Annotated in this window: 9 protein-coding genes and 2 pseudogenes; 6 read left to right on the top strand and 5 right to left on the bottom strand. The window is 62.6% G+C overall.

Translation table 11 applies throughout. From position 1 onward, the window contains the following. Window positions 1–49: 49 nt before the first annotated feature. Window positions 50–5635 (bottom strand): trifunctional serine/threonine-protein kinase/ATP-binding protein/sensor histidine kinase, encoded by a 5586-nt coding sequence (locus tag OKW30_RS24935; protein ID WP_184073710.1) that lies wholly within the window; start codon window positions 5633–5635, stop codon window positions 50–52. Next, window positions 5632–6012, bottom strand: a complete 381-nt coding sequence (locus OKW30_RS24930; RefSeq protein WP_260336681.1) for a response regulator transcription factor — start codon at window positions 6010–6012, stop codon at window positions 5632–5634. Before OKW30_RS24930 ends, OKW30_RS24935 begins: the two co-directional genes overlap by 4 nt. A 372-nt stretch (window positions 6013–6384) precedes the next feature. Here OKW30_RS24930 and OKW30_RS24925 point away from each other — a divergent pair. Continuing rightward, window positions 6385–6510, top strand: a pseudogene (locus OKW30_RS24925) (GTP 3',8-cyclase MoaA); the annotation flags it as partial. A 45-nt stretch (window positions 6511–6555) separates the two neighbouring features. Here OKW30_RS24925 and OKW30_RS24920 read toward each other — a convergent pair. Both OKW30_RS24920 and OKW30_RS24915 read right to left on the bottom strand, forming a co-directional pair. Next, a pseudogene (locus OKW30_RS24920) lies at window positions 6556–7062 on the bottom strand (glyoxalase); the annotation flags it as partial. Between the two features lie 54 nt (window positions 7063–7116). Continuing rightward, window positions 7117–7809 (bottom strand): hydrolase, encoded by a 693-nt coding sequence (locus OKW30_RS24915; protein ID WP_184073712.1) that lies wholly within the window; start codon window positions 7807–7809, stop codon window positions 7117–7119. A 293-nt stretch (window positions 7810–8102) separates the two neighbouring features. Here OKW30_RS24915 and OKW30_RS24910 point away from each other — a divergent pair, with 293 nt between their 5' ends. Beyond that, on the top strand, window positions 8103–8621 hold the full coding sequence (locus OKW30_RS24910; protein ID WP_184073713.1) for a Dps family protein: 519 nt from the start codon (window positions 8103–8105) through the stop codon (window positions 8619–8621). A 73-nt stretch (window positions 8622–8694) separates the two neighbouring features. On the opposite strand, the gene OKW30_RS24905 is transcribed toward OKW30_RS24910, so the two are convergent. After that, the gene (locus OKW30_RS24905; protein ID WP_184073715.1) at window positions 8695–9615 is read right to left on the bottom strand and encodes a LysR family transcriptional regulator; all 921 of its coding nucleotides are present in this window, start codon (window positions 9613–9615) and stop codon (window positions 8695–8697) included. A gap of 130 nt (window positions 9616–9745) precedes the next feature. On the opposite strand from OKW30_RS24905, the gene OKW30_RS24900 reads away from it, so the two are divergent. From OKW30_RS24900 to OKW30_RS24885, 4 genes are all read left to right on the top strand, one after another. Next, window positions 9746–10399 (top strand): DsbA family oxidoreductase, encoded by a 654-nt coding sequence (locus OKW30_RS24900; RefSeq protein ID WP_429347895.1) that lies wholly within the window; start codon window positions 9746–9748, stop codon window positions 10397–10399. Next, window positions 10396–11544 (top strand): FAD binding domain-containing protein, encoded by a 1149-nt coding sequence (locus OKW30_RS24895; RefSeq protein WP_429347894.1) that lies wholly within the window; start codon window positions 10396–10398, stop codon window positions 11542–11544. The genes OKW30_RS24900 and OKW30_RS24895 overlap by 4 nt, the downstream gene beginning before the upstream one ends. 36 nt (window positions 11545–11580) lie before the next feature. Continuing rightward, complete coding sequence (locus OKW30_RS24890) at window positions 11581–12795, top strand: MFS transporter (protein ID WP_429347893.1); 1215 nt, start codon at window positions 11581–11583, stop codon at window positions 12793–12795. A 144-nt stretch (window positions 12796–12939) separates the two neighbouring features. Then, window positions 12940–14070 (top strand): alkene reductase, encoded by a 1131-nt coding sequence (locus OKW30_RS24885; RefSeq protein ID WP_184073721.1) that lies wholly within the window; start codon window positions 12940–12942, stop codon window positions 14068–14070. Window positions 14071–14085 lie beyond the last annotated feature (15 nt).

The raw sequence follows: 14085 nt of genomic DNA, 5'->3' as shown, positions 1-14085 counted from the left end.
ATACCAGCATGCTACGTGAACATAGATTAGTTAACAACAGAACGGGACACTAGGCCGCTGCCGGCAAAGTGAAAACGAACACCGTTCCGCGTGGCTCGCCCGGGCCGGCCGTCAGTGTGCCGCCGTGCGCTTCGATGATGGATCGGCAGATGGCAAGCCCCATTCCCATGCCGGTTTTCTTCGTCGTGAAGAAGGCGTCAAAAATGCGCGATGCGATGTCCGCATTTATCCCGCTGCCGTTGTCTCTCACGGACACGACCACTGAGCCCTGATCGCCGACGTTCGACGTCACGCTGAGCAGCCGCTGCCGCGCATCGAGATGGCCCATCGCATCCGCGGCATTCATGACCAGGTTGAACAACACCTGCTGCAATTGCACCCGGTCGGCCATCACCGAACGGTTGGCGCCCAGATCGATTCGCACCACCAGGCCGCGTTGCTCGATTTCCGCCGCGGCCAGTTCGAAGACCTCGCGCACCACATTGTCGACATAAGTTGGCACGAAGCTCGGCTTGGCTTCCTTCGCGAGAGACTGCAACGCGCGGATGATGTCGCCCGCCCGCTTGCCGTCCTTCACGATATCGCGCAAGCCGTTCAACGCTTCAGGAATGTCCGGCACCGGCCGGTTGAGCCAGCGCACGCCCGCGCTCGCATTCGACACGATCGACGCCAGCGGCTGATTGATTTCGTGCGCGATCGATGCAGCGAGTTCGCCCATCGTCGTCGCACGCGACGCCTTCGCCAGTTCGAGCTTGGCGTTCTGCAACGCCAGTTCGGTAGTATGCCGGTCGGTCACATCCGTTACCACGCCGACAAAGCTGCTCACGCCCGAGGGCTCGCCGAGCACTTCGAGGTGCTTGAGCGTGCCGTCCGGTGAAACGATCCGGAACTTCTGCCTGAATGACGTGCGATTGCGCGCGGCCGGCTCGACGACTTCCTGATAGAGCGCGACGTCTTCGGGATGAATCCGGTCGAGAATCGTCTGGGTGCCGGGGCTGCCGGCGTCCATCGGCAGGTCGAATACGCTGTAAAGCTCCTTCGACCAGTAGCGTTCGGCTGTCAATGTGTTCCAGATGTAGCTGCCCGAGCGGCCGATTCTTTGTCCGAGCGCGAGGGCCTCCTCACTCATGCGCAAGGCCATTTCCGTTTCCTGGCGCCGCTTGTTTTCTTCGAGCAGTTCCGCGTAAAGGCGCGCCGTTTCGAGCGAAATGGCCGCTTGCGAGGCCAGCAATTCGAGCACAGACGTACGGCTTTCCGTGAACACGCCCGCGGTCAGATTGTTCTCCAGATACAACGCGCCGACGGCATTGCCCTGTTTGACGAGCGGCAAGCAGCACACGGAGCGAACCAGGCGTTTCGCAAAGGCTACGTCGAATGAAAAGCGCGGATCGTGTTGCGCATCTTCCACCACGACCGGCTTGCGCGTGCGCAGCGCCGTATAGAACACCGAAGCCGGCAGATCTTCACGCGTGAGCTGGTCGCCGCCCAGCGCCACCTGAACGCCGTGCGGTGCATCCTGCCCGCTCGCTTCGATAACCGGCACATTGCCCTTCAACAGGATCAGCATCCCGCTCTGCGCGCCAGCGTGCACGATGGCCAACGTCACGAGCGTGCGGATGAGTTTGTCGAGCACGATCTCCTCGGAGAGTGCCTGCGACGACTTTAAAGCGGCGACGAGATCGAACCGCTGTTGCGCATCGGCGATCTCGATCGAGGGACGCGACGCGACCGGCTGCTCGAACGACAATTGCGCTGGACGCCCGCTGCGCTCGAGTAGCTCGACTTTGGCCAGCGCGCCCCAACGCATGTAGCTGTCGATCGCGCGACGGCGATGGTGGCGCGCTGCGCTGAAAAGACCATTCGCCTCGCAGCACAGCGACGCCATCTCGTGAGCCAGCGCATTGCTGTGATTGAAGCCGCTTTCGGATGCCACTGCGGCGGCCTGCTCGTACAGCGCCATGGCCGCAAGCGGCGTGCCGTTCAGGCGCGCCACCTCGGCTTCGACCAGCAGCAGTTTGTCGCGGAAGGTCGCCGGGTTGAGTTGCGCCCAGGTCCTCACTCTCGCGAGATGTGGTTCGATCCGCGCGACGGCGTGAGCCGCCTCGCCTTCGGCGGAATAGACCTTCGCGATAGCGAGCGCGGCGTAGAGGTGATAGTCGAGCAGGTGAATGTGCGCGGGCGTCGCCCACTTGAGTTCGCCCGCTTCGGCAAGGCAATACAACGCGTTCTGATAGTCACCGTGAAAGTAGCAGGAAACCCCTTTCAGCAGCCAGATCCAGAAGCGCAGCGTGGTCATCTGCGTGTCGAGCAGGTCGGAGTCGAACGTCATGCGTCCGTCGACCACGACGCCGAAATTGCCAGGCAGCCCGGGGCCGCCCGTCAAACTGTGCACGTAGCGTTTCTGCAGTTCGAGGATGTCTTCCACGTCCTTGAAGCGCACGCGTCTTGCGAACGAGAGGCCGAGATCGATTTCCCTGTCGACCTGCTCCAGTGGCGCACCGATCGTCAGCAGATCGGAGACGATGTGATTGCACGAGTAGCAGCTCATGGTCAGATCGCCGCTGGGGCGCGCCGACTCGAAAGCGTTGCGCGCGCATTCCAGCACGTAGGGCAGCGGCTGGGTCCAGACGGCGATCGTATCGAGCGCAACCAGCGTGCTCGTGACTACCGCGTTGAAACCTCGCGTTTCGACCAGCGTGCGCGCCAGCCGCGAGAATTCGAAGCCTTCCTCATAGCGGCCGAAAAACTCCCCCACGTAGACGCCGAACCACGAAAGACAATGTGCGGAAGCCGCCGTGATGCCGTGATCGATCGTGAGCTGCACCATATGGCACAGATGCAGGAAGCCGAGCCGTTCGTTCACGAACGACGCCGGCGCATAGACGCTTGCCAGCAGGTTCATCTCCGATTCGATCTTCTCGTCACGCAAGATCGGCAGATCCGCGAGCGAGGCGATCGTGCGCGACGCGAGCGAATCATTGAGCCGGCTATACGCGGCCTCGACATCGGCGGCCTCCGGATAGCGCGGCAGGTAGGTGCCGAACAGCTTGACGCCCTCGAGCGCGGTTTCAACCGCGGCTTCGTAGTCCGACAGATGCTGCTGCATGTCGACTTTCAGCTTGTAGACCGATGCGCGCGCAACGATCGAGAGATCCTGGCGCAGCAGCTTCGCGATCTCCGTGGCGGCTGCATCGAAATTCGCGTTCAGGATGTAGCACTGCACCCGCAGCACGCCAATCTCATAGCCGAGCGATTGCGCGTAGTCTTCGCCGCTCGCGTCGAGCAGCTTTTGCGCGACGTCGAGATAGCTCAGCGCGGACTGCATGGCGATCGCTTCTTTCGCGTGACGCGCCGCCTGCAGACAGATTCTCCCGAATGCCTTCGTCTCGCCCGAATCCAGATCGCGCAACGCGCCGGCTGCCTGAGCCCGTTCGATGTGGTGCGCGATGTCGAACGCCGAATTCTGCACGGCCCGCACGCCGAAATCTTCCATCAGAATGCGGGCGATGCGCGCATGCTCGACACCGCGCTCGTCTGCCGGAGTCAACGCGTACGCCGCCTCCTGAATCCGGTCGTGCGCGAAAGCAAAACCCATCCGGTCGGACACGACGAGACCTGCCTTGATCGCCGGATGCAGACGCCGCTCCAATTCCACGCCGCCGGCACGGTCGATCCGTACCAGCGTCGATCTGTCGAGCCGGCGCCCCATGAACGCAAGCAGCTTGAGCATGGCCTGGGCATCCCGAGGCAGGCGCGACAGGCGCGCTACCATCAGGTCGACTACGTTATCGGACGATTCATATTCGCCGATACGATCGATATCCCACGTCCATCTACCGGCCATGCCATCGTAGGCGATCAACTGCTGGTCGGCCAGCGCAAGCAGCAGTTGCTTGACGAAAAACGGATTGCCACCGGTCTTTTCGTGGACGACCGCCGCCAACGGATAGACGTGCGCGGCGTCGCAATGCAGCGCGTCGGCGAGCAAGGACATCACGTTCGCGGTATCGAGTGGCCCCACGGCGAGCGTGGTGACGCGCGCGCCGGTGCTTGGCGGCGACTTGAGAAAGGCCTTGAACTTGGGCGAGCGGTCAACCTCGTTGTCGCGGTAAGCGCAGATCAGCAGCACGTGCCGGATCTCGACGGTCGCCACGAAGTTCGCAATGAAATTCAGCGTGGCGTCGTCGAACCAGTGCACGTCGTCGAAGAACAGGATCAGCGGGTGCGCTTGAGTCGCGAAGACGGACAGCAGACGCGTGATCAGCGCCTGAAAGCGCAGTTGCGCTTCCACCGGCGGCAGATCCGCCACATCGGGCTGCGCGCCGAGCACCAGCTCCAGTTCGGGAATGAAACCCACGATGAGTTTGCCTTGCAGCCCGATCGCTTCGCGCAGTACCTCGCGCCAGCGGTCCAGATCGCTATCGGTCTCGCCGAGAATGCGCTGGAACAGCGAGCGTATCGCCTGCATCAGCGGTGCGTAGGGCGCATTCTGCCCGTACTGTTCGAGCTTGCCCGAAGCGAAGAGCGTGGAGGTCTGCGCGGTAGCGCGGTGCACGCTGCGTACGAGTTCGGATTTTCCCGCGCCCGAATAGCCGGACACGAAGATGAGTTCGGCCGCGCCCTGCATCGCGTTGCGCTCGAAAGCGCCGAGCAGCGCCTTATATTCGACCGCGCGACCGAACAACCGATGCGTGACGGCGAGATTCCTGACGTTGTCTTCCGCGGCGGGTTCAAACGGAACGATGTGCTGCATCTCGTTCCAGTCGGCGAGACAGCGGCGCAGATCGGCCTCGAGGCTCGACGCGCTTTGATAGCGCTCGCCAGGGCTCTTGGCCAGCAGCCGGAGCACGATCGAACCGAGCACCGTGGGCAAGGACGCGCGATATTGCCGTGGATTGGCGGGCTGACGGGCGACATGGTTATAAACCCATTCGACGGCGTCGGCCGCCTCGAAAGGCAACTGGCCGGTCAGCAGTTCGTAGAGAGTGACGCCGAGCGAATAGAGATCGCTGCGCTCGTCGGCTTGACCTTCCGCACGTCGGGCCTGCTCCGGCGACATATAGGCGAGCGTGCCGTACAGCGTGTCCGACGATTCTGTCGAGGGATCGCCGGCCAGGTTGAATGTGTCGCGAAAGCCCAGCAGGCGCACCGTGCCGTCCGTGCCTTCCAGCAGGTTGGACGGCTTGATGTCGCGATGCAGGACGCCACGCGTATGCGCGAGCCGCAAAGCGTGCGCGGCGCCGACCGCGATCCGCAAAAACCGGCTGAGTGAGATCGTGCCGTCAGCCGGCGGCAGAACCAGCGCACCGCCGTTGTCTTCGTACACGAGTATCGGGCCGCGCGCGAGACGCACGAGCGCGAGCGGCCGCACAGCCCACGCCGAATCGAGTTTGTCGGCCGGGGCGAACTCCTGCTGCAAACGCCGGAATACGGCTTCGGAGGGCAGATCGGTGGGCACGGCAACCACCCACGACTGCGCGCCGTCCGGTGTTCTCGCCCGATAGCGCACGATGTTGCCGTCGACCAGCAGCGCTTCGAGCACGAGCTGATCGAACCAGACCTGATCGAAATGCACAGTGGCGCCGGCCTCAGGGGACGCCCCGCGAAATCCCTCGATAAATGCCTCTGTGCTCACTTCGCTTCTCCATGTCGTTCGATGGCAATCGAAATGGAATCGAGTAACACGTCTTCTGCAAAGGGCTTGCGCAGAAAAGCCACGGCGCCGTGCTGCATCGCGCGGCGAACCGTTTCGTCGTCGCCTTGCGCGGACATGAACACGACAGGAATGTGCCGCTGCTTCTCGATCAGTTGACGGTGCACGTCGACTCCTTGCATGCCTCGCATTCTAAAGTCGAGCAATACGCACAGGGCGTCGTCGTCCACGATACGAACAAAGCTCATTGCTACGGTTTTCCCCTTGCGCCAACGTGACGGTTCGGCTCGGTTTCGGACGCGCTTTCTCCACGGCGTCCGGCGCGTCCGGATCCGGCTCATGCCCGGTTTTCTTTGCATGTTAGGTGCCGCTCCCAGCCTGACACTATCACACTTGGGTATAACGCCGTCATGCGGCGCGGCAGACCTGCCGAGCCCTATGTAGGATGGTCCGCTTGCGCCATATCTCTTACTGTGAGGCCGTGACGCGACGGCCCGACACCGGCCCGCACCGCCTTTGGAATCCGCCATACCGGCCAGCCGGCAGGCGTTTTCGCCACAGCAGCGAAGGGAGTCACAGTGGGCAAGATCGAGCGGAAGAAGACAGGGCACGGCAATTTATCCTGGACGGACGTCCGCCTGACCGAGCTGCTCGTGGACGCCCTGGCGCGGCCGCTCGAGGTTCTGCGCCTTTCGGTGATCGACCAGTGCAACTTCCGTTGCACCTACTGCATGCCGAAAGAGGTCTTCAGGCCGGGCTACCCGTTTCTGTCGGCTTCCGAATGGCTGTCGTTCGATCAGATGCATGCGCTGTGCAAGACCTTTACGCAACTGGGCATCGAGAAGATCCGCCTGACCGGTGGCGAACCGCTGCTACGCAAAGGCATCGAACACCTGATCGAGCAGCGGCGCGTAGTTGGGCGCCTTGGTGTGCCAGTAGAGCTGCATCGTCAGACCGCCCGGCCATTGGATCACCGCGTCCTTGCCGATCGGGTCGTCAAACGAATCGACGAGGACATCGGCGCCGGCCGCACGCGCCGCCTTGACCGCCTGATCGATATCGGTGACCAGATAGCCGGTTCGCTCATTGCCGAACGGATATGGAATCGGCGCTTCGAAGCCGAACACCGACAGCATGCCGACCGGCGTTTGCACGTACTGCGAGGCGGTCTTGCTCGGCGTGGGCGTCACCGTAAACACGGCGCGCGGGGACGCCTTGCCGCCGAACGTCGCAAGGAAGCTGTTGACGAACGCGTCGAGGTCCGCCGAGGCGACATACACGTGAGTCGTGTCGTACTGCGGGCCCACGGACACGTCGGGGTGTTTCACCAGCGCGGCCTTGCCGGCCGGCACTTCCGGCGGCCCCGCATCGGCGAATGCGGATGAAACGGGCGCCAACCCGTGCGGAATTCGGGACCCACATGTTCCGCTCCCGAATTCCGCGCGATGTGTTTAATGCGCTGGTTACTTCACCTTAGCCGGCACCGGCGCCAGGATTTCGTGCTGCTGAGCCGTACGCTGAGCCGCCTTGTGCACCATCGTGTACGTGTAGTCCACGCCCATTCCGTACGCGCCGGAGTGTTCCTTGGCGATTTTCATGACCGCGTCGTAGGTCTCTTTGTGCCGCCAGTCGCGTTGCCATTCGAGCAGCACCTGTTGCCACGTGACCGGCACCACGCCGGCCTGAATCATCCGTTGCATCGCGAAGTCGTGAGCTTCCTTCGAGGTGCCGCCCGACGCGTCGGCGACCATGTAGATTTCGTAGTCGCCTTCGTCCATCGCGCACAGCGCGAACGTGTTGTTGCAGACTTCGGTCCAGAGACCCGCCACGACGACCTTCTTGCGGCCGGCGGCAGCCAGCGAGTCACGGACCTTCTGGTCGTCCCACGAATTCATCGACGTGCGGTCGAGCACCTTGTGATCCGGGAACACGTCCAGCAGTTCGGGGTACGTATAGCCCGAGAAGCTTTCCGTTTCCACCGACGTGATCGTGGTCGGAATGTTGAACACCTTCGCAGCCTTCGCGAGACCGACCACGTTGTTTTTCAGCGCCTGGCGGTCCATCGACTGGACACCGAAAGCCATTTGCGGCTGCTGGTCGATAAAAATGATCTGCGAGTTTGCAGGCGTCAGGACTTCGAGTTTCGGATTTGCCATGGCTTTGTGCATCCTAAAGGGCTGGTTAGCATGGGAGGACATGTCGCACTCGCTTGAAGTGCGAGAAAAACTGAGACTCAGTCTATCGACGGTTTTTCCCAGAGTCCTTGTTGAACTCCTTAATCGTTCTTAAAAAAATAACAACCAGGAAATCGGCGGCATGGCGCGTGGCGAACGGCCGCTCAGAACATTTCATATTTTCTGCAGGACTTTATGTGCGCGGCGTTCCTACACTTCAGGTGCCGGATTCGGAAACACCCGTTTCACCGGCTGACACCTCAAAAGGAAAAGCCATGAAAGACGAACTGAACGCAGCAGCACGTCGCGCGGCGCCGCTAAAAACACCGAGTCGCCTGACCGAAGACGCGACACGTGACATCGCCGCCGCGTTGACCACACTGCTAGCCGACGTGTTCGCGATCTATCTGAAGACGAAAAACTTCCATTGGCACATGTCGGGCCCGTACTTCCGCGACTATCACCTGTTGCTCGACGACCAGTCCGAGCAGATCTTCGCGACCACCGATCCGATCGCGGAACGCGCGCGCAAGCTCGGCGGCCGGACGCTGCACTCGACCGGCCAGATCACGAAGCTGCAGCGCATTCTCGACAACAATGCGGAGTTCGTGACGCCAGCTGACATGCTCGCCGAATTGCGTGAGGACAATCTGGCGCTATCCGGCTACATGCGCGAGACGCATTCGCTATGCGACGAATATGGCGATGTCGCCACGGCGAGTCTGCTCGAAAACTGGATCGACGAAGCGGAGAAACGCGTGTGGTTCCTGTTCGAATCCGGGCGGAATGCGTAAAGCTGTATGACCCGGCATCGCGCACGTGGATAGGCGAACGGTAGTGAGACGTGGCACGTGGGCGCGTCGCCGATCACCCTTCGAGCGTGGCGTGAAGCCGCGCTTCGAGAAACTGAATGAGCGCGTGCACTTTTCTGGAGTGACGGCGATTGGGCAGATACGCTGCATAGACGACTGCATCGCCTTGATGAGGACTCGCTTCGAAGTTCTCGAACAGGCGCAACAGGCGGCCCGCACGAATCTCGGCGTCGACGTGCCATTCGGGCAGCAACGCAATGCCGCGTCCCGCCATCACCGCCTCGAGCAGGACGTCGAGACTGTTCGACAACAGATGACCGCGCACCTCGACGCGCTGCGCCACACCTTCGCGCCGGAAGGCCCAGACCTGGCGAGTGCGATAGCCGCCACCGTAAGCGAAGCGAAGACACTCGTGCGCGTCGAGTGCCTGCGGTGTCCGAGGCATGCCGCATCGTTCGAGATAGTCGTGGCTGGCGACGACGTAGCGCGGATTGTCGGCGAGCTTTCTGACGATCAGATTGGCGTCGCGATCTTGCAGGCCGATCCGGATCGCGACGTCGATCCGCTCGAGCGCGAGATCGACGAAGTGATCCGCGACGACAACGTCGAGGAATACACGCGGATTGTCGGAGAGGAAAGCCGCGAGGTGCGGCGCGAGCCGCAAGCGGCTGTAGGTTGACGGCACCGAGATTCTGAGCGAGCCGACCGGCGACGCGCCGCTGTCGAAGACGCTCTCGTCAGCTTCGGCCAGATCGTCGAGCACCTTGCCGATCTGTTCGACGTACGCAATGCCGGCGTCCGTGAGACTGACCTTTCTGGGCGTACGGGTTAGCAGCGCGGTCCCCAGAGAGGCCTCCAGCGCGTCCATCAGTCGTGTGACCGAGGAGGTGGCCACGCCGAGACGTTGTGCGGCCTTTGAAAAGCCGCCGGCGTCAGCTACTTCCAGCAACGTTTTCACGGCAAGGAACTTGTCCATGTTCGGTCTCGGCGATGTTGCAGTTGCAAAGATGGTTGCGATAAACGCAACACGGGGTTGCATTTTATCCCCATTCACCGAGCCTCACGCAACATATAAGCTGCATCCATTAACTAGCGAGGGGTGCAACATGCAAGCCATTCAAGTCGACGTCTATTACGACTTCATTTGTCCGTGGTGCTGGATCGGCCAACGGAATCTCTCCGCGGCGCTCGCGGAATCCGGCGTCGGCGCGGCTGTTTCGATTCGCTATGTGCCGTTCGAATTGAATCCTTCCATGCCCGTCGAAGGCACGGACCGGCGCGCCTATCGAACCCATAAATTCGGCACCTGGGCGCGCTCGCAAGTCATGGATGCGCAGGTGACGGCCGCCGGTCTGACAGCAGGCGCGCCGTTCGACTATGGCAAGGTGCTGCGCACGCCGAATACACGTCTCGCGCACCGTCTGATGCGGTTTGCTCAGAACCGCAAGGAACCGCTTACGACTGCCGCGCTTTATCAAGCCATCTACGCCGCCTATTTTTCCGAAGGCCGCGACATCGGCTCGCTCGACATGCTCGTCGAGATCGCAACCGAACACACGCTCGATGCGGGCGAGGTTCGCGCGTATCTGCTCTCCGCTGCCGGCAATCCGGAGATCGACGCGGCGCGCGAGCAGGCGGACAAGCTCGGAATTCAGGCCGTGCCGACCATGGTGATCGACGGCAAGGCAATCAGCGGCGCGCAGCCGCCCGTCGTGTTTGCCAATGGGCTGCGCGCGGCGGAACAAAGGAATGCAGCATGAGATCGTTCGAAAAACCACGTGCCGTCGTAATCGGCGGCTCGCTCGGCGGACTGTTCTCGGCCACCGCCTTACGCGCAGCCGGCTGGCAGGTCGACGTGTTCGAGAACTCGTCGAATCAGCTCGAAAGCCGCGGCGGCGGCATCGTACTTCAGCCTGACGTGCTGGACGCACTCCGGTTCGCAGGCGTTGTGTTGCCCGATCCGCCCGGCGTGATGTCAGGCGAGCGCATCTATCTGGACCGCGACGACAATCGCGTCGAACAACTGTATATGCCGCAGATGCAGACGTCGTGGAGCCTGCTGTACCGCGCCATGAAAAATGCGCTGCCCGCGGATTGCCTGCACACGGGCGAGACCTTTGTTGATTTCCGCATGGAAGGCGAGCAGATCGTCGCGCTGTTCGAGAGCGGCCGCAGCGAGCAGGCAGATTTGCTGGTCGGCGCCGACGGCATACGTTCGACGCTCAGACGGCGCCTGCTGCCCGAGGTCGTGCCTGCCTACGCGGGCTATGTCGCGTGGCGCGGACTCGTCGAGGAACCGGACTTGCCGTTGCGTGCAGCGAACATACTGCGTGACCGGTTTACTTTTCAGCAAGGCGACGGGCACTCGGCGCTCGCCTATCTGATTCCGGGCGAACACGACTCGAGCGTGCCTGGCGAACGCCGGTGGAACTGGGTGTGGTATCGCAAATACAGCCGCGAACAGCTCGACGAGTTGCTGGTGGACCGCCACGGCGTGGCGCGCGCGTTTTCGTTGCCGCCAGGCGCGACCAAGCGCGCCGACATCGACCAGTTGCGGGATGACGCGCAGGCGCTGCTCGCGCCGACGTTTCGCGCGCTCGTCGATAGCACCGACGATCCGTTCATGCAGCCGATCGTCGACCTGCGAGCGCCGAAGATGGTGTTCGGCCGCGCGGTGCTGCTCGGCGACGCCGCATCGGTTCCGCGTCCGCATACGGCGGGCAGCACGGCGAAGGCCGCGGCCAATGCCCATGCTTTGGCGCTGGCGTTGTCATCGACATGGCAGAACGGCGCAACGATCGATTCAACCCTCAAGCGCTGGGAGAACCAGCAATTGCAACGCGGCCGGCTCATGACCGATCTGGGCATTTCGCTCGGCGGCCGGCTGATGAACATCGCCCGCTGAGCACACATTTTCCGTTTTTTCTTTTAGGGAGTTGCAATGTCAACCCAACCATCCATCACGGCGGGCGGCGCCGGCCATGTCAAGCTGACACGCGGGCTGATCGCTCTGTTCGCATTCTGCTGCGGCGCGATCGTCGCAAACCTGTACTACGCGCAGCCGATCACCGAATTGATCGCGCCGGACATTCACATGTCCGGCGGCACAGCCAGCCTGATCGTTTCGCTGACGCAAATCGGCTATGCGTTCGGCCTGTTCTTCCTCGTGCCGTTGGGCGACCTGCTGGAAAACCGCAAGCTGATGATCATCACCGCGCTGGTCTCGATTGCAAGTCTCGGCGCCGCGACGGTCGTGCATCAGCCGGGCTGGTTCCTCGTGATTTCCTTGCTGATCGGCTTCAGTTCGGTCGCCGTGCAGATTCTGATCCCGCTCGCCGCGCATCTCGCACCCGACGAGTCGCGCGGCAAGGTGGTCGGCACCATCATGAGCGGCCTGCTGCTCGGCATTCTGCTGTCGCGCCCGATCTCCAGCGTGGTGGCCGGCCACTTCGGCTGGCGCGTGGTGTTCGGTGCCGCGACTGTGCTGATGGCCATCGTCACCAGCGTGCTCACGCTGACCATTCCGCGCCGCCAGCCTGATCACCAGGCCACTTACTTCGAACTGATCGGCTCGCTCGGCCATCTGGTCCGCACGATGCCGGTGCTGCGCCACCGCTCGCTGTATCAAGCGCTGATGTTCGCTTCGTTCAGCCTGTTCTGGACCGCGATCCCCATCGAGTTGACCCGGCAGTTCGGGCTCTCGCAAACCGCCATCGGCATCTTCGCGCTGGTCGGGGCGATCGGCGCAACCTCCGCGCCGGTGGCGGGACGTCTGGCCGACGCGGGGCATACGGTGCGCGCGACGCTGATTGCGCTGGTGGTGGGCGCACTCGCTTACACGCCGGCGTTGATCCATCCGGCCTGGGGCGTGATCGGGCTCGTCGCAACCGGCATCGTTCTCGATTTCGCCGTGCAGATGAATATGGTGCTGGGTCAGCGTGAAATCTACGCGCTGCATGCGGCAAGCAGAAACCGCCTGAACGCGTTGTATATGACCAGCATCTTCGTCGGCGGTGCGTTCGGCTCGGCGCTCGCCAGCCCGCTCTACGAACACGGTGGCTGGACGTTGGTCGCGAGCGTCGCGACGGCCTTTCCGATCATTGCACTGATCCACTATCTCGCGATCGGCCGTCCGCACGCCGCACGCATTGCATGACGGCATTTGGGGCAAACCGGGCGGTATGCCCTCCGGATTAACAAGATTTCAGCCTGGTTTCAGGAATTCCCGTGACGGTCACGATACGCTAGCCAGCATCGTCACGCACCTGAACGACGTTCAATCGTTTAAAAAGGAATCACCATGTCGTCTCTTTCCCCTTTGCTCAACGGCTACGATCTGCCTGGACTGCACTTGCCGAACCGCGTCGTGATGGCGCCCATGACCCGCTCGCGCGCACCGTTGCGCGGCCGTCCGACGGAAATGATGGCGCAATACTATGCGCAGCGCGCGTCGGCGGGGCTGATCATTACCGAGGCGACCAATGTGAGTCCTGCCTCGGCGTCCTTCGAGCTCACGCCGGGCATCATCACGGCCGAGCAGATCGAGGGCTGGCGTCACATCACGAGCCAGGTGCATGCAGCCGGCGGCCGCATCTTCATGCAGTTGTGGCATGGCGGGCGCGTCGGTTCGTTCGCACTGCTTGGCGGCGAGGCACCGCTCTCGCCCTCCGGCGTGAATGACGATCTCGACCAGTTGCAGGTGTGGGCGCAATTGCAGAACGGCCAGTACACCAGAATCCACGCCACGCCGTCGCGCGCCATGTCGCTCGGCGAGGTGAAGCTTGCTATCGGCGCGTTCAGACAAGGCGCGGCCAATGCGATTGCCGCCGGCTTCGACGGCGTCGAAGTCCACGCGGCGAACGGCTACTTGCCGCATCAATTCCTGTCACCGACCACCAATACGCGCGACGACCGATACGGTGGCTCGCTAGCGAACCGCGCCAACTTCCTGCGCGACATACTCACGGAGATCGGCTCGGTGGTTTCGCTCGACCGGGTCGGCGTACGCGTTTCGCCGTATGCGCAGTACAACAATGTGCGCGATGCGGATCCGGACGGCACCTACGACTACGTCGGCAAGATGCTCGACGAGTTCGGCGTCGCCTACGTTCACGCGGCGGACACGAACGCCTGGAGCGGCGCACCGGACCTGCCGCGCATCATCGAGCGTATACGCAAGGCGTTCTCCGGCACGCTGATGGTCAACGGCGGCATTGCCATCGACCAGGCCGACCAACTGATCCGCGACGGCCAGGCGGACCTGGTCGCGTTCGCGCGCGCCTATATCGCCAATCCCGACCTCGTCGAGCGCATTGCGACTCACGCGGCGCTCGCGACGCCCAAGGCGGCCGGCTGGTACGGCGGCGACGACGCCGGCTATATCGACTACCCGTTCGACGGCAGCGCCGGCCAGAACGCACAAGCCGTATAAGCACGCGCCGTGCAG

Source organism: Paraburkholderia sp. Clong3 (assembly GCF_050436485.1).
In the GTDB taxonomy this organism is placed as follows: Bacteria; Pseudomonadota; Gammaproteobacteria; order Burkholderiales; family Burkholderiaceae; genus Paraburkholderia; species Paraburkholderia tuberum.
This window is presented reverse-complemented; position numbering and strand designations above follow the sequence as displayed.

Excerpts from the sequence above, each read along its gene's own strand:
- OKW30_RS24930 (WP_260336681.1), bottom strand. The coding sequence starts at position 6,012 with ATGCAAAGAAAACCGGGCATGAGCCGGATCCGGACGCGCCGGACGCCG.
- OKW30_RS24915 (WP_184073712.1), bottom strand. The coding sequence starts at position 7,809 with ATGGCAAATCCGAAACTCGAAGTCCTGACGCCTGCAAACTCGCAGATC.
- OKW30_RS24910 (WP_184073713.1), top strand. The coding sequence starts at position 8,103 with ATGAAAGACGAACTGAACGCAGCAGCACGTCGCGCGGCGCCGCTAAAA.
- OKW30_RS24905 (WP_184073715.1), bottom strand. The coding sequence starts at position 9,615 with ATGGACAAGTTCCTTGCCGTGAAAACGTTGCTGGAAGTAGCTGACGCC.
- OKW30_RS24900 (WP_429347895.1), top strand. The coding sequence starts at position 9,746 with ATGCAAGCCATTCAAGTCGACGTCTATTACGACTTCATTTGTCCGTGG.
- OKW30_RS24895 (WP_429347894.1), top strand. The coding sequence starts at position 10,396 with ATGAGATCGTTCGAAAAACCACGTGCCGTCGTAATCGGCGGCTCGCTC.
- OKW30_RS24890 (WP_429347893.1), top strand. The coding sequence starts at position 11,581 with ATGTCAACCCAACCATCCATCACGGCGGGCGGCGCCGGCCATGTCAAG.
- OKW30_RS24885 (WP_184073721.1), top strand. The coding sequence starts at position 12,940 with ATGTCGTCTCTTTCCCCTTTGCTCAACGGCTACGATCTGCCTGGACTG.